The 21,813-nt window shown below is 69.8% G+C and carries 26 protein-coding genes; 11 read left to right on the top strand and 15 right to left on the bottom strand.

The annotated features are described in order from the left end of the window. Positions 1-4 precede the first annotated feature (4 nt). Positions 5-328: a hypothetical protein gene (locus tag ACFPMG_RS18400; protein WP_376996543.1), complete on the top strand. Its 324-nt coding sequence runs from the start codon at positions 5-7 to the stop codon at positions 326-328. Positions 329-333: 5 nt separating this feature from the next. On the opposite strand, the gene ACFPMG_RS18405 is transcribed toward ACFPMG_RS18400, so the two are convergent. Both ACFPMG_RS18405 and ACFPMG_RS18410 read right to left on the bottom strand, forming a co-directional pair. Continuing rightward, positions 334-1,122 (bottom strand): EAL domain-containing protein, encoded by a 789-nt coding sequence (locus ACFPMG_RS18405; RefSeq protein ID WP_137102713.1) that lies wholly within the window; start codon positions 1,120-1,122, stop codon positions 334-336. A gap of 129 nt (positions 1,123-1,251) precedes the next feature. Beyond that, positions 1,252-3,570, bottom strand: coding sequence for a xanthine dehydrogenase family protein molybdopterin-binding subunit (locus tag ACFPMG_RS18410; protein ID WP_376996544.1), 2,319 nt, complete (start codon positions 3,568-3,570; stop codon positions 1,252-1,254). Between the two features lie 153 nt (positions 3,571-3,723). On the opposite strand from ACFPMG_RS18410, the gene ACFPMG_RS18415 reads away from it, so the two are divergent. From ACFPMG_RS18415 to ACFPMG_RS18425, 3 genes are all read left to right on the top strand, one after another. Beyond that, a complete protein-coding gene (locus ACFPMG_RS18415; protein WP_376996545.1) occupies positions 3,724-4,422 on the top strand; it encodes an SOS response-associated peptidase in 699 nt (232 codons plus the stop codon). 127 nt (positions 4,423-4,549) lie between these two features. Further along, entirely contained in the window at positions 4,550-4,951 is a 402-nt protein-coding gene (locus tag ACFPMG_RS18420) for a thermonuclease family protein (protein ID WP_376996546.1), read from the top strand. A gap of 193 nt (positions 4,952-5,144) precedes the next feature. Then, entirely contained in the window at positions 5,145-5,924 is a 780-nt protein-coding gene (locus ACFPMG_RS18425; protein WP_038528528.1) for a PhyR family response regulator anti-anti-sigma factor, read from the top strand. A 95-nt stretch (positions 5,925-6,019) separates the two neighbouring features. Here ACFPMG_RS18425 and ACFPMG_RS18430 read toward each other — a convergent pair whose 3' ends face one another. The 4 genes from ACFPMG_RS18430 to ACFPMG_RS18445 all read right to left on the bottom strand — a co-directional run bounded on the left by ACFPMG_RS18430 (position 6,020) and on the right by ACFPMG_RS18445 (position 8,953). Continuing rightward, on the bottom strand, positions 6,020-6,277 hold the full coding sequence (locus ACFPMG_RS18430; RefSeq protein ID WP_014240033.1) for a GlsB/YeaQ/YmgE family stress response membrane protein: 258 nt from the start codon (positions 6,275-6,277) through the stop codon (positions 6,020-6,022). Between the two features lie 144 nt (positions 6,278-6,421). Further along, positions 6,422-7,078 (bottom strand): ribulose-phosphate 3-epimerase, encoded by a 657-nt coding sequence (gene rpe, locus ACFPMG_RS18435; RefSeq protein ID WP_035672805.1) that lies wholly within the window; start codon positions 7,076-7,078, stop codon positions 6,422-6,424. Positions 7,079-7,381: 303 nt separating this feature from the next. After that, positions 7,382-7,801, bottom strand: coding sequence for a winged helix-turn-helix domain-containing protein (locus ACFPMG_RS18440; RefSeq protein ID WP_376996547.1), 420 nt, complete (start codon positions 7,799-7,801; stop codon positions 7,382-7,384). Positions 7,802-7,939: 138 nt separating this feature from the next. Continuing rightward, positions 7,940-8,953: a zinc-binding alcohol dehydrogenase family protein gene (locus ACFPMG_RS18445; protein ID WP_376996548.1), complete on the bottom strand. Its 1,014-nt coding sequence runs from the start codon at positions 8,951-8,953 to the stop codon at positions 7,940-7,942. 132 nt (positions 8,954-9,085) lie between these two features. Between ACFPMG_RS18445 and ACFPMG_RS18450 the strand changes: the two genes are divergently transcribed. From ACFPMG_RS18450 to ACFPMG_RS18475, 6 genes are all read left to right on the top strand, one after another. Further along, positions 9,086-9,463, top strand: coding sequence for a winged helix-turn-helix transcriptional regulator (locus ACFPMG_RS18450; RefSeq protein ID WP_174450593.1), 378 nt, complete (start codon positions 9,086-9,088; stop codon positions 9,461-9,463). Continuing rightward, positions 9,460-10,578 carry an NnrS family protein gene (locus ACFPMG_RS18455; RefSeq protein ID WP_376996549.1) on the top strand — a complete coding sequence of 373 codons (1,119 nt, stop codon included), beginning with the start codon at positions 9,460-9,462 and terminating at the stop codon, positions 10,576-10,578. The genes ACFPMG_RS18450 and ACFPMG_RS18455 overlap by 4 nt, the downstream gene beginning before the upstream one ends. 77 nt (positions 10,579-10,655) lie before the next feature. Continuing rightward, positions 10,656-11,576: a hypothetical protein gene (locus tag ACFPMG_RS18460; RefSeq protein ID WP_376996550.1), complete on the top strand. Its 921-nt coding sequence runs from the start codon at positions 10,656-10,658 to the stop codon at positions 11,574-11,576. Between the two features lie 111 nt (positions 11,577-11,687). Next, positions 11,688-12,554 carry an NAD(P)-dependent oxidoreductase gene (locus ACFPMG_RS18465; RefSeq protein WP_376996551.1) on the top strand — a complete coding sequence of 289 codons (867 nt, stop codon included), beginning with the start codon at positions 11,688-11,690 and terminating at the stop codon, positions 12,552-12,554. Positions 12,555-12,560: 6 nt separating this feature from the next. Continuing rightward, the gene (locus ACFPMG_RS18470) at positions 12,561-13,316 is read left to right on the top strand and encodes an SDR family oxidoreductase (RefSeq protein ID WP_376996552.1); all 756 of its coding nucleotides are present in this window, start codon (positions 12,561-12,563) and stop codon (positions 13,314-13,316) included. Between the two features lie 3 nt (positions 13,317-13,319). Next, positions 13,320-14,312: a threonine/serine dehydratase gene (locus ACFPMG_RS18475; RefSeq protein WP_376996553.1), complete on the top strand. Its 993-nt coding sequence runs from the start codon at positions 13,320-13,322 to the stop codon at positions 14,310-14,312. Here ACFPMG_RS18475 and ACFPMG_RS18480 read toward each other — a convergent pair. The 4 genes from ACFPMG_RS18480 to ACFPMG_RS18495 form a co-directional block, all read right to left on the bottom strand. Further along, positions 14,287-15,144, bottom strand: a complete 858-nt coding sequence (locus tag ACFPMG_RS18480) for a class I SAM-dependent methyltransferase (RefSeq protein ID WP_376996554.1) — start codon at positions 15,142-15,144, stop codon at positions 14,287-14,289. The genes ACFPMG_RS18475 and ACFPMG_RS18480 overlap by 26 nt on opposite strands. Before the next feature lie 135 nt (positions 15,145-15,279). After that, positions 15,280-15,681: a type II toxin-antitoxin system VapC family toxin gene (locus ACFPMG_RS18485; RefSeq protein ID WP_376996555.1), complete on the bottom strand. Its 402-nt coding sequence runs from the start codon at positions 15,679-15,681 to the stop codon at positions 15,280-15,282. Beyond that, on the bottom strand, positions 15,678-15,947 hold the full coding sequence (locus tag ACFPMG_RS18490; protein WP_376996556.1) for a type II toxin-antitoxin system VapB family antitoxin: 270 nt from the start codon (positions 15,945-15,947) through the stop codon (positions 15,678-15,680). Before ACFPMG_RS18490 ends, ACFPMG_RS18485 begins: the two co-directional genes overlap by 4 nt. Positions 15,948-16,051: 104 nt before the next feature. Further along, positions 16,052-16,192, bottom strand: a complete 141-nt coding sequence (locus ACFPMG_RS18495; protein WP_376996557.1) for a hypothetical protein — start codon at positions 16,190-16,192, stop codon at positions 16,052-16,054. Between the two features lie 167 nt (positions 16,193-16,359). On the opposite strand from ACFPMG_RS18495, the gene ACFPMG_RS18500 reads away from it, so the two are divergent. Continuing rightward, entirely contained in the window at positions 16,360-17,118 is a 759-nt protein-coding gene (locus tag ACFPMG_RS18500) for an HAD family hydrolase (RefSeq protein WP_376996558.1), read from the top strand. Here ACFPMG_RS18500 and ACFPMG_RS18505 read toward each other — a convergent pair. From ACFPMG_RS18505 to ACFPMG_RS18525, 5 genes are all read right to left on the bottom strand, one after another. Beyond that, entirely contained in the window at positions 17,070-18,278 is a 1,209-nt protein-coding gene (locus ACFPMG_RS18505; protein ID WP_376996559.1) for an NnrS family protein, read from the bottom strand. The genes ACFPMG_RS18500 and ACFPMG_RS18505 overlap by 49 nt on opposite strands. A 128-nt stretch (positions 18,279-18,406) precedes the next feature. After that, positions 18,407-18,973, bottom strand: coding sequence for a hypothetical protein (locus tag ACFPMG_RS18510; RefSeq protein ID WP_376996560.1), 567 nt, complete (start codon positions 18,971-18,973; stop codon positions 18,407-18,409). Positions 18,974-19,102: 129 nt separating this feature from the next. Beyond that, positions 19,103-19,642 carry a molybdopterin adenylyltransferase gene (gene mog / locus ACFPMG_RS18515; protein WP_376996561.1) on the bottom strand — a complete coding sequence of 180 codons (540 nt, stop codon included), beginning with the start codon at positions 19,640-19,642 and terminating at the stop codon, positions 19,103-19,105. 32 nt (positions 19,643-19,674) lie between these two features. Further along, a complete protein-coding gene (gene ccoG / locus ACFPMG_RS18520) occupies positions 19,675-21,138 on the bottom strand; it encodes a cytochrome c oxidase accessory protein CcoG (protein WP_376996562.1) in 1,464 nt (487 codons plus the stop codon). Between the two features lie 184 nt (positions 21,139-21,322). After that, positions 21,323-21,811, bottom strand: coding sequence for a YbaN family protein (locus ACFPMG_RS18525; RefSeq protein WP_376996563.1), 489 nt, complete (start codon positions 21,809-21,811; stop codon positions 21,323-21,325). Positions 21,812-21,813: the final 2 nt, after the last annotated feature.

The raw sequence follows: 21,813 nt of genomic DNA on the forward strand, positions 1-21,813 counted from the left end.
GTCCGTGACGGTTCTTCCTGGCGGGGGACGGGTGCAGTACCGACTCGATGACGAGGCGTCCCTGTGTTCGATCGACATCCTGGCTCAGGCGGTCGAGCGCATCTGCGTCAAAGGCGTGCTGGAACTGCGCATGCTGCGCAACGCCCTCCGCGAGGCCGCCACCAGCCCCACCCCCGACGCGGTCAGGTTCGCCTTCGCCATGTTCTCGCGGGTCGACGGTGACTACCGCCGCCTGATCGCGCACGAGGCGCTGACCCTCGCGACCGAGCAAAGGGGGCGTTACGCCGCCCCCCGGCCGCGGACGGTGCGCCGCCCGCGGATGCTGTAACCCGCTCAGGCCACCGCCAATTCGAAGTCCATGGCGGGCGTCGCCACCAGCGTCTCCACCGCCGGGCGGGCGAACAGATAGCCCTGCATCAGCGTGATCCCCAGATCGCGCAGCGCCTTCGCCTCGCCGGGCGTTTCGATGCCCTCGGCCACCGGGGTAATGCCGAGATCGCGGCACACGGTGAGGATGGCGCTGACGATGCTGCGGCGGGCGCGGTCGGTGTCGATGGAGCGGGTCAGCTCCATGTCCAGCTTGATGATGTCCGGCTGGAATTCGGCGAGCAGGTTCAGCCCGGAGTAGCCCGAGCCGAAATCGTCGATGGCGGTGTGGAAGCCCTGGCGCTTGTATTCGGTGAAGATCGACTTCAGATGGGCGCCGTCGACGACCCGCTCGTTCTCCGTCACCTCGAAGATGATGCGCTCCGGCGGGAAGCCGGTGCGCTTGGCGGCGGCGAGCGTGGCGCGGATGCAGGCTTCGGGCTGGTAGACGGCGTTGGGCAGGAAGTTGATCGACAGCCGGGTGTCGGGCTGCTGGCCCATGCCGAGGCTGGCGGCCAGCTCGATGGCCTTGACCCGACAGGCCTGGTCGAAGGCGTAGCGGTTGGCCTCGGTCACCTGGCCCAGCACCCAGCCGGCCCCCTGGCCGTCGAGGCCGCGCACCAGCGCCTCGTGCGCCCACGGCCGTCCGCCGCCGCCGACATCGACGATCGGCTGGAAGGCCATGGTGAAATCGAACCCCAAACCCTCGGTGCACTGCCCGCCGCACCCGCCGCCCCTGATCCGTTCCGCCGTCATGCCCGTTTCTCTCTTGGGGTGATTCTATGTTAATTCATTATAGTACGTATATTGTCTCAAATTTATTCAACGCAAGGTGTGACATCGGGTCTGGAAATAGGGCCTATGACGTCGTTACTCCGTTCTTCGTTATTCGGCGGCGGCTTTACTATGCGTTTGGATCGCGGTCCATACGGACAGCGGGGTCGCCGGCATGTCGATGTGCTCGATTCCATACTCCGACAGCGCGTCCACCAGGGCGTTGATGACCGCGGGCGGCGCGCCGATGGCTCCGGCCTCGCCGGCGCCCTTCATGCCCAGCGCGTTGGTGGTGCTGGGCACGCAGTTCAGCTTGATGCGGATGTCCGGCACATCCACGGCGCGCGGCATCTGGTAGTCCATGAAGGAGCCGCTGAGCAGCTGGCCGCTGTCCGGGTCGAAGACAACCCGTTCCTGAAGCGCCTGCCCGATGCCCTGGGCGACGCCGCCATGGACCTGTCCCATGACCAGCAGCGGGTTCACCACCGTGCCGAAATCGTCGACGACGGTGTAGCCGACGACCTCGACCACGCCGGTGTCGGGATCGACCTCGACCTCCGCCACATGGCAACCGTTGGGGAAGGTGTTGGCGGGTGGGGTCCAGCGGGCGACCTCGGTGAAGGCGACGGGGCCTTGCGCCGCCGCTTTGGCGGCCACCTCCTTGAAGGAGACGCTGCGGTCGGTGCCGACGACGCTGAAGCGGCCCTCGACGAACTCCACGTCCACCGCGGCGGTCTCCAGCAGGTCGGCGGCCACCTCGGTCGCCTTGGTCACCACGCGCGCCGCACCCTCGGCCAGCGCCGCCCCGCCCACCGGGACGGAGCGGGAGCCGCCGGTGCCGGCCCCCCAGGACACGCGGTCGGTGTCGCCCTGGATCACCTCGACATCCTCCGGCGGGACGCCCAGCCGGTCGGCGATGATCTGCTTGTAGGCGGTCTCGTGGCCTTGGCCGTTGGTCTGGGTGCCGATCATCAGGACGATGCGCCCGTCGCCGTTGACCTGCACCGTGGCCTGCTCCGCGCCGCCGCCCGCGCAGGCCTCGATGTAGGTGGCGATCCCGGCCCCGCGCAGCTTCCCGCGGGCCTTGGCCGCCACCTTGCGGGCGGGCAGGCCGGCGTGGTCGGACAGCTCCAGCCCGTCGCGCAGATTCTGCTCGAATTCGCCGGTGTCGTAGGTCTGGCCCATCGGCGTGGCGTAGGGCATGGCGGTGGGCGGGATGAAGTTGCGCCGCCGGATCTCCGCCGGGCCGAGGCCGGTGACGCGCCCGGCGTGGTCGATCAGCCGCTCCAGCAGATAGGCCGCCTCCGGCCGTCCGGCGCCGCGGTAGGCGTCCACCGGCTGGGTGTTGGTGAAGACGCCCTTCACCCGCACATAGACCGCCGGCGTCGTGTAGGAGCCGACGAGCATCGCCGACCCGGCGTCGGTCGGGATGAAGGGGCCGTAGTTCGACAGGTAGGCCCCGAGATTGGCGATCGTGTCCACCCGCAGCCCGAGGAAGCGCCCGTCGCCGTCCAGCGCCAGCCGGGCGCGGCTGACATGGTCGCGCCCGTGGTCGTCGCTGAGGAAGCCCTCGGTCCGCTCCGCCGCCCATTTCACCGGTCGGTTCAGGCGGCGCGCGGCGAACAGGCAGACCATGTATTCCGGGTAGTTGAACAGCTTCATGCCGAAGCCGCCGCCGACGTCGGTGGTGACGACGCGGAATTTCGATTCCGGCAGGCCGAACAGCTGGGCGAACTGCTTGCGCAGCCCGTGCACGCCCTGGCTGGTGACGTAAATGACCAGCCGCCCGGTCTCCGCCTCCACCGCGGCGAGGCAGGCGCGGCCCTCCATCGGGTTGGCGACGACGCGGTTGTTGATGATCTCCAGCTCCACCACGCGGGCGGCCTTGGCAATCGCCGACTCCACCGCCGCTTCCTCGCCCTGTTCCCAGTCGAAGCAGAGGTTGCCCGGCGCCTCGTCCCACACCTGCGGGCGGCCCGCCTCCAGCGCCTCCGCCGTGCCGGCGATGGCGGGCCGGTCGTCGTAATCGACCATCACCAGCTCCGCCGCGTCGCGGGCGGCGTCCAGCGTTTCGGCCACCACCACGGCGACCGGATCGCCGACGTGGCGCACCCGTCCCTTGGCCAGCGCCGGGCGGGGCGGGGCGACGTAGGGGGAGCCGTCGCGCTGGGTCAGCGCCGCGGCGCAGGGGATCGGCTGGACGCCGTCCGCCTCCAGGTCGGCGACGGTAAAGACGCCGAGCACCCCCGGTTGCGCCGCCGCATCCGCCGCGTCGATCCCGCGGATGTCGGCGTGGGCGTGGGGGGAGCGCACGAAGACCGCGTAGGTCTGGCCGGGAAGCGACACGTCGTCGGTGTAGCGCCCGCCGCCGGTCAGCAGGCGCGCGTCTTCGGTGCGGGGGACCGGCTGGCCGATGCCGAACTTCATCATGGGGCGGGACTTTCCTATGGCGTGGGCCTGTGGCGTGGAGAGACACCCGGAGAAGATAGGCGGAGCCTTGGCCGGCGAAAACCCTCGGTTGGGCATAAGCCGGCGGTGGCGTGGGGGCGCCGGGCCACCTATTCTTAGGCCATGTGCGGACGCATGATACTCGCCACGCCGGCCGCGGAGGTTCAGCGGCTGTTCGGCTTCCCCGAACGGACGAACCTCCAGCCCCGCTGGAACGTGGCTCCCACCCAGCCGGTGCCCGCCGTGCGGCGGGAGGAGGATGGGCGTCATCTGGTGACCCTGCGTTGGGGCCTTGTGCCCTTCTGGGCGGACGACCCGTCCATCGGGGCGCGGCTGATCAACGCGCGCGGGGAGACGCTGGCCGAGAAGCCGTCCTTCCGGGAGGCGTTCCGCAAGCGGCGTTGCCTCGTCCCCGTGGACGGATTCTATGAGTGGAAGGTCGAGGGCAAGCGCAAGCAGGGCTACGCCATCCGCCGCCGCGACCGCGCGCCCTTCGCCTTCGCCGGCCTGTGGGAGCGCTGGAACGGCCCGAAGGGCGGCCCGGCCCCCGCGGAACCCCTGGAGACGCTGACCATTGTCACCACCACGGCCAACGCGGTGCTGAAGCCGCTGCACGATCGCATGCCGGTGATCCTTGACGAGCCGGACTGGGACCTGTGGCTGGACCCCGCCGCCCCGCTGCCGGTGCTGGAGGGGCTTCTGAAGCCGGCGCCCGACGCGCTGCTGGAGGCCCACCCGGTGGGACCGCGCGTCAACAACGTGCGCAACGACGACGAGGCGTGCGCGGCTCCCTTGGACGATGCACCGCCCGATGACGCGCCGACCTTGTTCTGAGTGGCTCGCTCCTTTGGTGGCGCTTCTCGTCCTGTGCTCAACCGGAACGGCGTATGCCCAGGGAGGGACGACCAAAGGCAAGGTCGCCAACACCCCCAATGAAACGTTAAAAGGACAGGGCGTCGCCATGGAGGGCGACACCCTGTCCATCAAGGGCGCGCCGGTTCGCCTGATGGGGATCGACGCCCCCGACGTCGGGCAGAAATGCCGGAACCGTTACGGGCATGGGTTGGACTGCTTCCGCATCGCCACCGCGGTGCTGGCCAGCCTGATCAAGGACCGGGAGGTGACCTGCACCATCGCCGAACGCGACCGCAACGGCCAGCAATTGGGGGAATGCCGGGTGCTTGGTGTCGATCTGGGGGCGGCCATGGTGGCGCGCGGCTGGGCCTTCGCTTACCGCAGCCTGTCGCCGGCCTACGCCTCCAGCGAGGCCTTCGCGCAGAGCCGCCGGCTGGGCCTGTGGGCGGGTCAGGTGGAGAAGCCCTGGCAGTGGCGGTCGCGCCAGCAGCGGGAGCAGGCGCGGTAGGTCCTGCGGTCCGCTTCGGCCATGTGGCCTCTGCCAACGGGGGAAGGGGGACTCGGCCTTTTTTTTGGTTCGCCCTCCTTGGGGGGCGTGATAGTGTTTCAGAGTGTTAACAAGTTATGAATCAAGCCGACCGGCCAGCGCCCTCGGTGCCGAAGGCCGGACGGACCCATCCACCGGCGCGGAAGAACGGGTCATGCGAGTCTACGCACGCCAGCTTTACGATCATCTCCCCTACCTGCGCCGCTACGCGCGCGCGCTGACCGGAGCGACCGAACGCGGTGACGATCTCGTGACGCGCTGCGTCGAGGTCGCCGTGATGGCCCCGTCCCGCTTCGGGCTGGAAGCCGGGGCGCGGGTGCCGCTCTACGCCCTGCTGAATCTGCTGTTCGACGAGGACGGGGACGGGCTGCCGACCCCGTCGCCGCACCCCATCGAACGGGCGCTGGCGTCCCTGCCGGAAGGCGAGCGGCGCATGTATCTGCTGATCACGCTGGAGGGGCTGACGGTTCCCGAAGCCGCCCAGGTGCTTCAGATTCCCGCACCGGAGGGCCACGACCGGCTGACCGTCGCCCGCGACAAGGTGCGCAACGCCCTGACCCAGCGGGTCCTGGTGGTCGAGGACAATCCGATCCTGGCGATGGAGATCGGTTCGCTGGTCACCGACATGGGGCATGTCGTCTGCGGCACCGCCAACAACGAGCAGGAGGCCCTGGAACTGCTGGAGGCCGAGAAGCCGACGCTGGCCCTGCTCGACGTCCGGCTAGCCGATGGCGGCAGCGGGGTCGAGGTCGCCCGCCGGCTGCGCCAGAAGCGGGCCATGCGGACCATTTTTGTCACGGCCTTTGACGGCGACCTGGAGGAGGCGGACGCCCGCCATCTCGGCCAGATCGTCCGCAAGCCCTTCACCAACGAGGCGATCCAGGCGGCGATCTCCCGCGCGGTCTTCATGCCGAGCCCGGTGGCCCTGGCCTAACAACTGCGGTCCGGTGATCCGCGGTCCGGATGGAAAAGCGAAAGGGCGGCCCCGTCGGGCCGCCCTTTGCGTGTGCGGTGCGGTGTGCCGCTGCCTCAGACGGTGGTGCGGCGCCCGGCGATCATGCGGTAGATGGCCAGGATGATGATGGCGCCGACGATGGCGCCGATGAAGCCGGCCCCTTCACCCGCGCGGTACCAGCCGACAGCCTCGCCCAGATAGGTGGCGACGAAGGCACCCGCGATGCCGAGCAGCGTGGTGATGATGAAGCCGCCCGGATCACGGCCCGGCATCAGGAACTTGGCGACGATGCCGGCCAGGAAGCCGATGATGATCGTCCACAGAATACCCATAACCTCTCTCCCTCCAGTATCGATGTCCTCGATCCCACGCAGCCATAACGCCCAGAACGGCGTTTGGTTCTGCCCGAAGGAGGACCCTCTTGCGGATAAACCCACCTGGAGCATGGCCGGGAGGGAGAGGGGTGGGCCCAGAGATCAGCTCCGCAGGGCGCGGATGTTGGCGGCGTAGCGGTCCGGCCCGCCGGTGAAGGTGGCGGTTCCGGCGACCAGAACGTCGGCGCCCGCCTCGATGGCGATGCGGGCGGTTTCGCCGTTGATGCCGCCGTCCACCTGGAGGTCGATGGGCTTGCCCAGCGCGTCGATGCGGCGGCGCAGCTCATGGATCTTGGGAAGCTGGTTGGCGATGAAGCTCTGCCCGCCGAAGCCGGGGTTGACCGTCATGACCAGGACGAGATCGAGGTCTTCCAGCAGATAGTCGACGGCCTCCAGCGGGGTGGCCGGGTTCAGCGACAGGCCGGCCTTCTTGCCCAGGGACTTGATGAGCTGGATGGTGCGGTGGACGTGCGCGCCGGCCTCCGGATGAACGGTGATGATGTCGGCGCCGGCGTCCGCGAAGGCGGCGATGTAGGGGTCCACCGGGGAGATCATCAGATGCACGTCGAAGGGCTTCGCCGTGTGCGGGCGCAGCGCCTTCACCACCGCCGGGCCGATGGTGATGTTGGGGACGAAATGGCCGTCCATCACGTCGATGTGGATGTAGTCGGCGCCCGCCGCATCGATGGCGCGCACTTCCTCGCCCAGCCGGGCGAAATCGGCGGAGAGGATGGACGGGGCGATCTTGACCGGGCGCATGGCGGAAATCCTTGGCGTGAACGGTGCGGGAAAGGGCGGTGGAAAATCCGCCTTCCCATACCACGCCTCCCCCGCCGCCCCAACCCCTCTCGCCGTTCCGTTCAGGGCCAAGCCGCTTGATCGTCCCTCTCCCGCCCCGAGAGAGGGAAGGGACCCACGCGAAGCGTGGGAAGGGTGAGGGTGCCGCTGAGAGTCGGTGCTTTGATCCTTGTGCGACCCTCACCCGGCGCTTTCAGCGCCACCCTCTCCCGGGGCGGGAGAGGGGGTATCAACGGCGATCGCTCCGTCGTTCCGGAAGAACCGTCAGGCCGGCTTGCAGCCGGGTTTCAGCCCGGGGTCGCCGGAGAAGTTCCCGTCGTCCGCCGGGTCGCTTCCTGCGCCGTACCCGGCGTTGAGTATCCCTTCCAGCGCCTCCAGCCGGGGGGTGGCGGCGGCGAAGGCATCGCGCTCGACCGCGCGGTAATGCTCGACCACCCGTTCGCCGAAGGCGGTCAGCGCAGTCCCGCCGCCATGCTTGCCGCCCACCGCGGCGGAGACGACCGGTTCGGCGAAGATGCGGTTCAGGTCGTCGACCAGCAGCCAAGCGCGGCGGTAGGACATGTCCAGCGTCCGCGCCGCCGCGGAGATGGAGCCGGTTTCCCGGATCCGCTCCAGCAGCATGATCTTGCCCGGGCCGACCGAGCCGCCGGTGTCGAAGTCGATGCGGATGCGCAGGCGGGTCATGGCGCCGCCCAAGGCGCATTGACCATGCCGGACTGCGTTCTGCATCCGCCCCACTTCACCCCGGCCATCCCCGTTCCTCCGTTCCGCGCTTTTTCGGCGGGAGACTGACCGTCCCCCACGGAAAAGACAAGGCGCGGATCAGAAGCCGGCCAGCACGATCTTGCCCTTGGCTCGCCCGCTTTCGAGCAGGGCGTGGGCGCGCGTCAGGTTGGCGGCGTTGATCGTGCCGAACGTCTCGGCCAGCGTCGTGCGGACCGTGCCGGCGTCGACGAGGCGCGACAGCTCGCTGAGCAGCGCGTGCTGGGCGTCGATGTCGGCGGTGCCGAACACGGGCCGGGTGAACATGAACTCCCAGTGCAGCGACACGCTCTTGCGCTTCAGCACCATGACGTCCAGCCCCGCCGGATCGTCAATCAGCGCGACGCGGCCCTGCGGGGCGATCAGGGCGGCGATCTCCGGCAGGTGGGCGCCGGTGTCGTTGGTCGAGAAGACGAAGGCCGGGGCGCCGATGCCCAGAGCCTCCACCTGCCCGGCCAGCGGCTTGCGGTGGTCGATGACGTGATGGGCGCCCAGGTCCCGGCACCAGGCCTGCGTCTCCTCGCGGGATGCGGTGGCGATGACCGTCAGGTCGGTCAACTGCCGGGCGAGCTGGATGGCGATGGAGCCGACGCCGCCGGCCCCGCCGACGATCAGGATGGCGTTGGCCGCCCCCGGCACCGGGCGCCGCACGTCCAGACGGTCGAACATGGCTTCCCATGCGGTGATGCTGGTCAGCGGCAGGGCGGCGGCCTGGGCGAAGTCGAGGCTGGCCGGCTTCGGTCCGACGATGCGCTCGTCCACCAGATGGAATTCGGCGTTGGTGCCGTCGCGGTCGATGGCCCCGGCGTAGAAGACGGCGTCGCCCGGCTTGAACAGCGTGGCCTGCGGCCCGGCGGCGACCACGGTGCCGGCGGCGTCCCAGCCCAGCACCTTCATGGCGCCCGGCGCGGGGGGCATGTTGCGGCGGACCTTGGTGTCAACGGGGTTGACCGAGACGGCCTTGATCTCGACCAGCAGGTCGCGGCCCTGGGGCTCGGGGCGGGGGCGCTCGACGTCGATCAGGGCGTCGGGGGCGTCGATGGGCAGGGATTGGGTGAAGGCGACGGCGCGCATGGCCTCAAGTCCTTGTGCTTGTTGTGGCGTGCTTGTTGCGGCGTGTTGTGCTCTGCCGACAGACTTGCGCCTTGCAGCACCGGGGCGCAAGAATGCACATGAAACGCACATAGTGTCGAAAAGGATACCGTCATGGCCCGCGTTCCGCACGCCAACCTGGACTGCTCGCCGGGCTGCCCGGTGGAGGGCGTTCTCGCCCTCATCGGCGGGAAGTGGAAGGGGCTGATCCTCTACCATCTGCTGGACGGCACGCTGCGCTTCAACGAAATCCGCCGGCGCGTGCCGAACGTCACCCAGCGCATGCTGACCACCCAGCTCCGCGAGCTGGAGGCGGACGGGCTGCTGGTCCGCACCGTCTATGCGGAGGTGCCGCCGCGCGTCGAATACAGCCTGTCGCCGCGCGGGCGGAGCCTGGAGCCGATCATCCTGGCGCTGAAGGCCTGGGGTGAGGAGCATCTGCGCCCCGCCGCGGCGGTTTCTGACACCGCTTCCGCTGTCGCCGCCGCATGAGCGCCTTCGTCCCGCCGCCCCCGCAGCGTCCGTGGGGGCACCGCCTGTTCTTCCCCGCCGCCGCTCTTTATGGGGCGCTCAGCGTGCCGCTGTGGGTGGCCGGCTATTTCGGCTGGCTCGGCATCGGCTGGACCCCGGCGCTGCACGCGCACGAGATGCTGATGGGCTACGCGCTGGCGGTGGTCGGCGGCTTCCTGCTGACGCGGCCGTCCGGGTTGGCGTTGACCGTCGCCTTCGCCGCATGGCTGGCCGGGCGGCTGGCGGTTCTGGCCGGCCTTCCCCCGGAATTCGCCGCACCGCTGGCGCTGGCCTACCCGGTGGCGCTGTTCGTGATGGCCGGCGTGCCCTTCCTGCGCGTTGCCAAGAGCGGCCACAACATGCTGTTCGGACCGGTGATCGGCGCCTTCGCGCTGGCCGAGGCGCAGGTCTGGTGGGGTGGCGACGGCGGACGGACAGGCGCTTTGTTCGCGCTGCATCTCGTCGGCGTTCTGATGCTGGTGATGGGCGGGCGCATCATCCCTTCCGCCACGGCGGGGGAAGTCCGCAAGCAGGGCGGGACGCTGGTCGAGCGGGTGCAGCCGCGCCTGGAATGGGCGGGCGTCGCCGGGGCGGTGCTGGCCGCCCTGACCGTGGCCGCCGGGATGACGACCGGCCCGCTGGCCTGGATCGGGGCGGCGGGCGCCGCTTTGGCCGGAGTGACCGCCTGGGCGCGTCTGGCGCGCTGGCGGACGGGCGCCGTCCTGAAGCGTCCGGACCTGTGGAGCCTGCATCTGGGTTACGGCTGGCTCGGGCTCGGCTGGCTGTTCCTGGGGGTGGAGCGGCTGGCCCCGCTGACCGGCGGGGCGGGCTGGCATGTGATCGGGGCGGGCGCGCTGGGCACGCTGGCCGCCTCCATGATGGTGCGCGCGACCCTGCAGCGGGAGGCGCTGCCGCCGGACTTCTCCCGGCCCGCCACCGCCGCCATCGCTCTGGTCGGCCTGTCCGCCGCGCTGCGCGTCGCCGCTGCCAGCACCGCGCCGGACCTGCTGATGCCCGCGGCGGCGTTGGCTTGGTCGGGCGCGCATCTGCTGGTGCTGTGGGTGCTGCTGCGCGTGCCGAAGCGGATCCGGGCGTGAACTCGGCGCTCTGATCCTGGTCTTCCCGCACCGCCATCGCTATGGTGCGCCTAGTGCAACTGACGTCGGCGCCTTCCATGGATACCTTGCCGTTCGAGGCCGAGAACGCCGTCGTGATCTGCGCCGACCGTGGCGTGTTCGAGCTTCTGGTCGGGCTTCTGCTGTCGCTGCGCCCGCTGGACCGCCGGCGCTACCGGGTCTGCCTGATCGATGTCGGGCTGACCGCGGCGCAGCGCGAGCATGTGGCACCGCTCTGCGACCGCATCGCGCCGGTGCGGGACGATCTGGTGGTCTGGCCGCACCCGCAGCTGGTGGCGCAGTTGGACCGGCAGATCCCCTTCTGGAAGGCAATGCTCTGCCGCCCGTTCCTGCGCGACTATTTCCCCGGTTTCCAGTGCTATCTGCACTTGGACGCCGATGTCTGGGTTCAGAGCACCGCTGTGTTGGACGCCGCCGTCGAGGGGGTGCGCGGCGGGCACGCCGTGATCGTCCCCGAGGCGGACGCGGCCTATCCCTTCCTGACATCGCACACCGCCAACGCCCATTCGGTGGCGGAGCGCGCCAAGCTGATCACGCGCTTCTTCGGAGAGGAGGTCGCCACGCTGGCCGGTGCGCTGCCCTATTACAATCTGGGCTTCTACGGGCTTCGCCACGATGCGCCCCATTGGGACCTGTTCCGTGACAGCCTGCGCGACGCGACGCGGACCACCTTCCACTTCCTGTGCGAGCAGATCGTCCTGAACATCGTGATGTTCCAAGTGAGGAACACGCTGCTGCTGCCGGCGACGGCCAACTGGATGTGCAGCATGGCCGTGCCCGTGCGCGGAACGGATGGGCTGTGGCGCTCGCCCGTCTACCCACACACGCCGATCGATCTGCTGCACCTGACCGGCACGGACAAGCTGGAGCGCTACCAGCCGCTGGGGCTGCTCTACGACGGGGGGCGCTATCTGGAGGGCATCGCGCACCTGGCAGCTCCGCATGCCCAGGTCGGCTGACCGCCGGACCTTGCGCAACGGCTTGACGGTTCCCGTCCCAACCCCCGACACTCCTAGGCAACGGCCTCCACCGAGGGCCATGAGAGGCGGGCAAACCCGCAAGGGGGGATCATGAGCGACGCGTTGGAACCGGTCCGCTGCGCGGGCGTCGTCGGGCTCGGCTCCATGGGCATGGGGGTGGCGCTGTCGCTGCTCCGCGCCGGCTTCCGGGTCGTCGGCTGCGACCTCGACGCCGCCAAATGCATGAGTCTCGTCACCCATGGCGGGGAGGCCGCGGGCTCGCCCGCCGACGTCGGGCGTCGGGTGGACCGCGTCTTCGTCCTGGTCGCCACGGCGGAGCAGGCGGAGGAGGTGCTGTTCGGCGTCGAGGGCGTGGCCGGCACCCTGGCGAAGGGCGGCGTGGTCGTCCTGTCCACCAGCGTCCCGCCGGACATGGCCGCCGCCATCGGGCGCCGTCTCGCCGAGCGTGACCTGCTGATGCTCGACGCGCCGGTCGGCGGCGGCCCGGTGCGGGCGGCGGAGGGCCGCATGGTGGTGATGGCCTCCGGCCCCGAGGACGCCTTCGCGCGGGCCGAAGACCTGATCGCCGCCGCGTCGGGCACGCTGCACCGCGTCGGCACCGAGCACGGGCAGGGCTCCGCCGTGAAGGCCGTCGAGCAGATGCTGACCGGAATCCACGCCGCCGCGGTGGCGGAAGCCACGGCCTTCGGCGTCCGCGCCGGAGTCGATCCGCAGCGGCTGGCCGAGATCCTCGCCGCCGGTCCCTTCCATATTCCGTCTCAGCGGCCGCTGGGCATCGTCGGGGCGGACCTGGGCAACGTGATGGACGCCGCGCGGCGGCTGACCGTCCCGACCCCGCTGGCCGCCTCCGCCCTGCAACTCTTCACCATGGCCGCCGCGGTCGGGCTGGGGCGCGAGGGCGACGGCGCGCTCGCCCGGATTTTCGACCGGCTGGCCGGCAATCCGCAGGAGGGCTGAAGCATCATGTCGAGTGCGCTCAAATCACTGGTCGTCACCGGCGGCAGCCGCGGCATCGGGGCGGCGGTCGCCCGCATGGCCGCGCAGCGCGGCCACGCCGTCACCTTCTCCTACATCGGCAATGAAACGGCAGCGGAGGCCACGCTGGCGGCGATCCGCGACGCCGGGGGGCAGGCCCAGGCGGTGAAGGGCGACGCGGCGCGGGAGGAGGACATCCGAGCCCTGTTCGACGCGGCGGAGGACCGCTTCGGCCCAACCGCCGGACTGGTCAACAACGCGGGGATCATCGGCCCCTACGGACGGCTCGACGAGGCCGCCCCGGACGAGCTGCGCCGCATGCTGGACATCAACGTGACCGGCGCGGTCCTCTGCGCGCGGGAGGCGGTGCGCCGCATGTCCAGCCGCCATGGCGGGAAGGGGGGAAGCATCGTCAACATCGGCTCCATCGCCGCCGTGCTGGGCTCGCCCAACGAGTATGTGGGCTACGCGGCCAGCAAGGGTGCTGTGGACAGCCTGACCGTCGGCCTCGCCCGCGAGGTGGCGAAGGAGGGCATCCGCGTGAACTGCGTGCGGCCGGGCTTGATTGACACCGACATCCAGATCATTCCCGGCATCGGCAGCCGGCTCGACAACCCCGCTTTGATCCCGCCCGCCGGGCGCGCCGGGACGGCGGACGAGGTCGCCGAGACCGTGCTGTGGCTGCTGTCCGACGCCGCGTCCTACGTGACCGGCGCCCTTCTCAACGTCTCCGGAGGCCGCTGAGCCATGCCCGCGTCGAATTCCTTTGCCATCGGCCACCAGGACATCGTGGAGGCCGCGGCGCGGTTGGACGGCTTCGCCGTGCGCACGCCGCTGCTGGAGAACGCCTTGCTGAACGAACGGGTTGGCGGGCGCGTCCTGCTGAAGCCGGAAGTCCTGCAGCGCAGCGGCTCCTTCAAGTTCCGCGGCGCCTTCAACAGGCTCTCCCAACTGACGCCGGAGGAGCGCCGGGGCGGGGTGGTCGCCTGGTCGTCGGGCAACCACGCCCAGGGTGTCGCGGCGGCGGCGGCGCTGCTCGGCATGCCGGCGGTCATCGTCATGCCCAGCGACGCGCCGGCATTGAAGATCGCCAACACCCGCGGCTACGGCGCCGAGGTGGTGCTCTACGACCGCTGGACCGAAAGCCGCGAAGGCATTGCCACGGCCATCGCGGAGGAGCGGGGTGCGGCCACCGTGCCGCCCTACGACCACCCGCAGATCATGGCCGGGCAGGGCACGGTCGGGCTGGAGATCGCCGCCCAGGCGCAGGCCATCGGCGCGGCTCCCGACGACGTGATCGCGCCGTGCAGCGGCGGAGGGCTGATGTCCGGGGTCGCCACGGCGGTCCGCCATACTTTCCCCGACGCCCGCCTGTGGGCGGCGGAGCCGGCGGGCTTCGACGACGTGGCGCGCTCGCTGGCCGCCGGGGAGCGGGTGGAGAACGCCGCCGGGCAACGCTCCATCTGCGACGCGCTGCTGACCCCGACGCCGGGCGCCCTGACCTTCCCGGTGATGAAGACGCTGCTGTCCGGCAGCCTCGCCGTCACCGACGCCGAGGTGAAGGCCGCCATGGCTTACGCCTTCACCGTGCTGAAGCTGGTGGTCGAGCCGGGCGGAGCGGTCGGGCTGGCCGCCGTGCTGACGGGCAAGCTGCCGGCGGCGGGCCGCACCGTCGCCGTGGTGCTGAGCGGCGGCAACGTCGACGCGGCGACCTTCACCGACGCGCTGGCGGCGTCGTAGCGCGCTCCAGCACGTAATAGACGGCGCCGGGGGCGAATTTCTTGCGGAGCGAGTCGCGGTGGTAGGCGATGTTCCACCGCGTCAGCGCGCAGGCCGCCTCGTCCAGCCGCACCAGCAGCGGGTTGCCATAGGGCAGGGAGACGCCCATCAGCGGCCCCAGCCGCTCGGTCAGCGGGAAGGAGCAGAAGCGGCGTTGCATCACCGTGAAGCCCAGCCGGGCGAAACGCTCCTCCAGCCACTCAACGGGGAAGCCGCGCTCGTTGGCGGTCAGGCCGCGGCGGGGGCGGCGCCAGTCGCCCATGGTGCTGATCGGCTCGCGCAGGATGAACAGCCCGCCGGGGGCGGTGACGCGGGCGAACTCGGCGAGCAGGGCGCCGGCGTTCGGGATGTGATGCAGCGTGTGCAGGCAGACGGTCAGGTCGTTCGCCCCGTCCGCGCAGTCGATGCGCCCGCCCAGCGTGGGCCGGCGGTACTCGGCGGGGGTGCCGGCGATGTCGGATTTCCAGAAGCGCTCGATGGGCTCCACGGCGAGGAAGCGGTCCACCTGCCCGGCGATCGGCGCCACGTCGTCCCCCGCGGCGCAGCCGAAGGCGAGCGCCTGCCGGAAGCGCCGCCCGGCCAGGAAGCGGAAGGCGTGGCGGTGGTTCAGCGCGTGGTATTCGTAGCGGTAGCCGGGCCGCTCGGGCGCCGTGCGCGCGAAGTCCTCCGCCGGGTCCCGCGCCTCGACACCGTACCAGCCGGCGATCCGGGCCGCGTCGAAGTCGTCGCCGTAGAGGGCGGCGCCGGAGAAATACTGCTCCTCGAAACTGGCGGACTCGAAACTTGCGGTCATGGGGGCTGAGGCTCCGCTGGATGGACGGCGCGACGATAGCGCGCCGGTTCCGGCGGGAACATTCAGCTTGCCCGCCTAGGACGGAGGAGCAGTTCTATGGCGGAGCGGGACCGCGGGGCGCGAAGGGAGCGCCCCTTAAGGGGAGGGCAGGGCCGACAGGATGTCGGTGTGCGGAAAGTCCTGTCCTTTGAACAGCAACGGCTCGTTGGTCGCTTTTGACAGAGCGTAGGCGAAGCAATCGCCGTAATTCAGCTTGGCCGGGTGTCCGCTGCCGCGCCCGAAACGGCGGTAGGCATCGCGCGCGGTTCGCGCCTGCTCCTCGGTCACCGGCTCGATAATCAATCCGGCGGCGTCGATCAGCGTGTCGAAACTGCGGCTGGCGGTCTCGTCACGGCTGCTGTCGATGACGATGGCGGCTTCCAGGAAATTGGCCGCGGAGATGCGGCGCACCGGGGCCTTCTCGATGGCCACCGCATAATCCAGGGCATCCGGTTCGCTGCGCAGGATGGCAACCAGGGCCGAGGTGTCCACGATCATCGTGGGAGCCCTTTGTCGTCATACAGCAGATCACCGTGATCAGCGGAACGATAGGGTTCCTTGAGATGGGGGGCACATTCTCGTCCGATGTCCAGAAGGCGATCGGCCAGACCGGTTCTCGGTTCGCGGCTTCTTTGCTCGCTGCGCAGCCGATCCAGACGCTCGCGGAGCGCCTGGGTGACGACGGTGGACATGCTCTCACCGGTCAGAGCGGCGAGTTGTTCCGCCAGCCGTTGCGCTTCCTCATCCTTGATCGTCAGTCCCATGGGCGAGTCCCTTCCAGGCACCGGTTGACCGCATTTCTACCATCGGGCGCCCGACGGCTCAACGCAGGCAGCGGCGTCGGAATTTTGCCTGTGCCAATGGGGCGTTAGAGCCGGATGTCGCTCTGGAACAGGCCGAGGTCGAGGTGTTCCATCGGGACGCGACGGGCGCGGCGGCGGCTGAAACGTTTTACGGCGTGGCGGGCGCGACCGAAGAGGGCGGCGTAGCTCTTCAACGTCTTGGGCATGTCCGTTCTTCCCAATCTGTGTAGGGGGTGAACGGATCACAGCTATGACGGGTCCATGTGACAAATTCTATCGCACTGCACACCGGCCCGAGGAACGCCGGGCGGCGCCACCTGTTCGAGAAGGAATACCCCGAAAAACTCGCGCGAAGCATGGTGAGGAGGCGGCGATGAGCGGCGTTCTGAAGGCCGTCATTTTCGACGTGGACGGCACCCTGGTCGACTCGGTGGACCTGCACGCCCACGCCTGGGTGGAGGCGATCCGGCATTTCGGCTACCACGCGGAGTTCGACGCGGTGCGCTCCCAGATCGGCAAGGGCGGCGACCAGCTGATGCCGGTCTTCGTGCCGGAGAAGGATCTGGACCGCATCAAGGACGAGCTGGACCACTTCCGGCACGAGCTGTTCGCCCGCAAATACATGCCGAAGGTCCGCGGCTTCCGACGGGTGCGCGGCCTGTTCCAGCATCTCCACGCGGAAGGCTTGCGCATCGCGCTCGCCTCCTCCGCCAAGGGGGACGAGCTGGAGCATTACAAGCGCGCGGCGGAGATTGCGGACTTGGTGGACGTGGAGACCTCGTCCGATGACGCGGAGCGGTCGAAGCCGCATCCGGACATCTTCGAGGCGGCGTTGGAGAAGCTCGGCCTGCCGGCGGAGGAGGCGGTGGTGGTCGGCGACAGCCCCTGGGACGCCAAGGCGGCAGGGCGGGCGGGCCTGACCGTGGTGGGGGTGCTGTGCGGCGGCTTTGCGGAGCAGGATCTGCGCAAGGCCGGCTGCGCGGAGATCTTCCGTGATCCGGAAGACCTCCAGCGCCGCTTCGCCACCAGCCTCATCGGGAAACGCAGCCCACGCGCGATGGGCCTTCTTCAGCCCGGTGGACCTCAGCCGGGGCGCCCGTCGGCCCGCGGGGCGAGCAGGATGGGCGCGTAGACGTACAGGTAGCAGGCGAAGGCCGCGATCCAGGCAGCGCCGGCCCCCTCAAGGGCGATCCAGTAGAGGCCGCCCGGCAGCGCGGGGGCAAGGACCCGCAGCAGGGCGGCCGCGGTCAGCAGGATGTAGCCGGCCACGGTCGGGCGAGTCACCACCAGCATCCGCCCGGTGTGGCCGAGCGAGGCCCGCGTCATCACCGCCACGATCATCGTGGCGAAGGCCCCCGCGGTCAGGGCATGGACCCAGGCGGAGCCATCCACGCCGGCCCCCAGCAGATGCGCGGCCTTCAGCGCCAGCGCCGCCGGCACCCAGGCGTAGCCGAGATGAAGCACCCACAGAATCGGCTGGTCGAGCGTCTTGGCCGGCTGCCAACCGGCCAGCCGCAGGGCGTGGGCGAGCGCCGCGACGAGCGCCAGCAGGCCGGCGATGGCGGTGCCCGGCAGGGCGAGGTCGGCGGGGATCATCAGCAGGGTCGAGACGAGCGTCACCTTCTCCACCCAGGGGCGGGAGACGACGGTGCCGTCCAGCCCGCGCAGCCGCAGGGCGTTGCGGGTGAAGGCCGGGACGATGCGCCCGCCGATCACCGCGACCATCATCAGCACGACGCCGATGGCCAGCGTCTCGCCCAGCGCGGTGCCGCCCGGCAGCACGCCCAGCCAGTCCAGATGGAACAGCAGGTTGGCGGCGGTCAGCAGGCCCAGCAGGGCGAGGAAGGCGGTGTTGCGGATCTTGCCCGCCGCCACCAGCGGCCCGGCCAGCGCGATGCCGAGCGCCGGCAGGAAGGCGAGGTCGAGGATGGTGGCAACCGGCAGCGGCACGCCGAGGACGGGCAGCAGCGCCACCCGCCCGGCCAGCCACAGCGCCGTCAGGCCGGCGAGCGGCGAGCCGGACAGCGCCTTGGTTCCTGTCCAACTCGGCACCGCGGTCAGCAGGAAACCGGCCACCGCGGCGACCACGAAGGCGAACAGCATCTCGTGCGCGTGCCAGGAGGCCGCCGGGACGGCGCCGTCCGGCCAGGACCCGGTCGCCAGCACGGCGATCCAGGCGGCCAGCAGGACGGGCGCGGCAAGGCCGGAGAGCAGGAAGAAGGGCCGGAACCCATAAGCGAAAATCAGAGGGACCGGCGGGCGGTCCGGCTGGTCGGCAACGGAACTGGTCATGGCGTTCCCCGCGCGTTGGAGGCATCGGTCATGCCGTCACACTGCGCCGGGGGCGGTCACCCTTCTTTGACCGCCGTCAAATAGAAACCCTCCAAACAAGAATCTGGGACGTTGGAGAAAAGCCGCCCTCAGAGCGTGATGCCGTTCTCGGTCATCAGGCGTTTCAGAGCGTCGCGGGCGGGCGCGTCCAGCACGGGCAGGCCGTCGCGCGCGGTCAGGACGAAAGCGCCGGGATCGGCCAGGGTGCGCAGGGCGAAACCGCCCACGCGCGGCGGGCCGCTGCTCAGCGGCGCGTCCTCGTAGATCGGCGAGAAGGTGCAGCCCAGAAGCATGGCGCGGGCGATCAGCGCCTCGTCCGACGACCCGCCCGACGCCGGGCTGTTGATGCCGAACAGCAGCCGCTCGGCCTCGCCGCTGGTGACGAGCCCGCGTTCCTGCAGGATGTCCACCATGGCGGAGGTGGTCATCACCGGGGCGGCGCGGCCCTTCCAGCAGAAGCGCCCGTCGTCCCACCCGATGTCCAGGCAGCGGTAGATCATGTGCGGATCGGCGCCGCCGGGCGACCCGGCGACGATGTAGTTGACCCGAAGCAACCCGTTCCACGCCCCGGCCGGAGCGACGATGCAGGAAACACCGCGCCGGGTCAGGCGCAGATAGGTGTCGTTGATGCCCGAAGGCTCGAAATCGAACAGCATGGCTGGCTCACCTTGGTCGGGGACCCCGCTCCCCTCGAACGAAAAAGGTGAGCATGGGTTCCCGCAAGGCAACATGGCCATGCGTATGGTATTCCTCTCCGCACGCGCAAAAAGGGTATAGGCAAAAGCTCAGGACTTCGGGCGGAATGCCTTGCAGACCAATGGGTCAGTGTCGATGCGCGCCGCGCCGATCAGATCGAGGCAATACGGAATTGCCGGGAAGACCGCCATCAGGCAATCGTGAATGGCGGAAGGCTTGCCCGGAAGGTTCACGATCAGGCTGCTGCCACGGATTCCCGCGGTCTGGCGCGACAGGATGGCGGTCGGCACCACGGTCAGGCTGACCGAGCGCATCAACTCGCCGAAGCCGGGCATCATCTTTTCGCAGACCTGCTCCGTCGCCTCCGGAGTCACGTCGCGCGGGGCGGGACCGGTGCCGCCGGTGGTGACGATCAGGTCGCAACGCTCCCGGTCGGCCAGCTCGATCAGGGTGGCGGCAATGCCCTCGCGGTCGTCGGGGATGAGGCGGGCCACCGGCTCCCAGGGGGAGGCGACGATGCGCTCCAGCTCCTCCCGGATGGCCGGGCCGCCCTTGTCCTCGTAGATGCCCTGGCTGGCCCGGTCGGACACGGTGACGATGCCGATGCGGGCGGGCTTTGCGGAGGTCATGGGCGGCGGTCCTTATGGAGTGTCCGGCGGGCTTACTTGCTGCCCGGCGCCAGGAAGACGCTCTTGTAGCTGTCCCGGTCGCCGTTGTTGGTGTCGGTCAGCTGGAAGGTGACCGGGGTTGATGCGTCCGGCACGGACTCCCGCGGTGCCGTGACGTAGACGCGGTAGGTCGCCACGCTGTCCGGGGAGGCGGAGATGTGGCTGACCGCGCTGCCGCTGTCTGCGTCGCTCTCGCCGACGACCTTCACCTCGGCACCCGCAATGCCGCCGGCGGCCAGCGTGTAGGAGCGGTCCTGGCGGGTCTTGTTGGAGACCTTGAAGGTATAGGCGTTGCGGATGGTGCCGTCCTGCAGCGTGACGAACAGAGGCGCGCGGTCGCGTTGCACGGCGATGTCCAGCCGGGGGCGCAGCGCGTAGCTCCAGGCCATGGCGCCGGTGATCACCAGCATCAGCAGCCCGTAGACGATGGTGCGCGGGCGGATCAGCCGCCACTGGTAGGTCTTGCCCTGGGCGCGGGTGTCCTGGGCGGCCAGGCTGTCGAAACGGATCAGGCCCTTCGGCAGCTCCTGCGACACCATGATGTTGTCGCAGGCGTCGGCGCACAGGCCGCAATTGATGCAGTCCGCCTGCTCGCCGGTGCGGATGTCGACGCCGACCGGGCAGACCTGCACGCACTGGCCGCAGTCGATGCAGTCGCCGAAGCCCTTGGTCCGGCGCTCGTCCCAGCTCTGCGACTTGCGCTTCGGGCCGCGGGTGTCGCCGCGCAGCGTGTCGTAGGTGACGACGAGGCTGTGCTCGTCCAGCATCGCGGTCTGGATGCGCGGCCACGGGCACATGTAGTAGCACATCTGCTCGCGCGTCCAGCCGGCCATGACGTAGGTCATGCCCGCGAACAGCGCGAAGAAGCCCGCCGCCTCGTAAGTCGCGTCGAAGGTCAGAAGATCGACGGCCAGCCGCGGCGCATCGGTGAAGAAGGCGACGAAGCCGAAGCCGGTGATGACGGACAGCGCCAGCCAGCCGGCATGCTTCCCGGTCTTGCGCAGGACCTTCTTGGCCGTCCAGGGAGCCTTGTCCAGGCGGATGCGCTCCGCCCGGTCGCCTTCGAAGGCGCGCTCGATCCAGACGAACAGGTCGGTCCACACCGTCTGCGGGCAGGTGAAGCCGCACCACACGCGCCCGGCCAGCGCGGTCGCCAGGAACAGCCCCAGCGCCGCCACGATCAGCACGCCGGTCAGGTAGTAGATTTCCTGCGGCCAGATTTCGATCCAGAAGATGAAGAAGCGCGGCGTCGTCAGGTCGAACAGCACCGCCTGGGCCGGCGCGTCGGGGCCGCGTTCCCAGCGAATCCAGGGGGCGATGAAGAAGACCGCCAGAAGCACCCAGGTCAGGATGGTCTTCCAGCGCCGGTAGCGTCCGGAGACGGCCTTCGGGTGGATCTTCTTCTGGCTCTCGAAAAACTGGATTTTCGCCGGCGTGACAGCGCTTCCGTCTGGCATATCGTCTGCCTTGGCTCCGGATAGGGACGCAAGACCGGACAATAGCGGACAGGACCCGAGCGCTTCTTGATCGGGATCAAGACGAGAACGGATTTGAAAAATCCCTATGGATTATAAGGATTTTTCAGCGGCGCTGGTGACCGGCCGGGATTACCGGCTGTAATACGTCCATCGGCCGATTGGCTCAAGCTTCGTTTCGCAATGCGGAAACGTTTCCGTCCTCCGCCGCCGTGCCTTCGGACGCCGCGTCCCGCGGTGCGGGCCGGGAGGGGGAGGGGCGGGTGACGATGTAGACGGCCACCGCCGCCATGCAGGTGCCGGCCAGGACGGGAACCAGCGGACGGCTGGTGGTGAGCACCACGATCGCCCAACTCACGCCCATGCCGACCAGTGCCGCCACTTTTGCCTTGCGGGGGATGGCCCCTTCGGCCTGCCAGTCGCGCAGCAGCGGGCCGAAGCGCGGGTCGCGGTACAACCGGTCGCGCAGGGCCGGGCTGCTCTTGGCGAAGGCCCCGGCGGCCAGAAGCAGGAACGGCGTGGTCGGCAGGAGCGGCAGCACGGTGCCCGCGATGCCCAGCCCGACCGCGGCGTAGCCCAGCGCCAGCCACAGCCGGCGCCGCAAGGGAGAGGCGCAGACGGAGGCGTCCTCCGGAAGGGCGGTCTGGTCATCCATGA

Source organism: Azospirillum himalayense (assembly GCF_042657465.1).
GTDB classification, from domain to species: domain Bacteria; phylum Pseudomonadota; class Alphaproteobacteria; order Azospirillales; family Azospirillaceae; genus Azospirillum; species Azospirillum himalayense.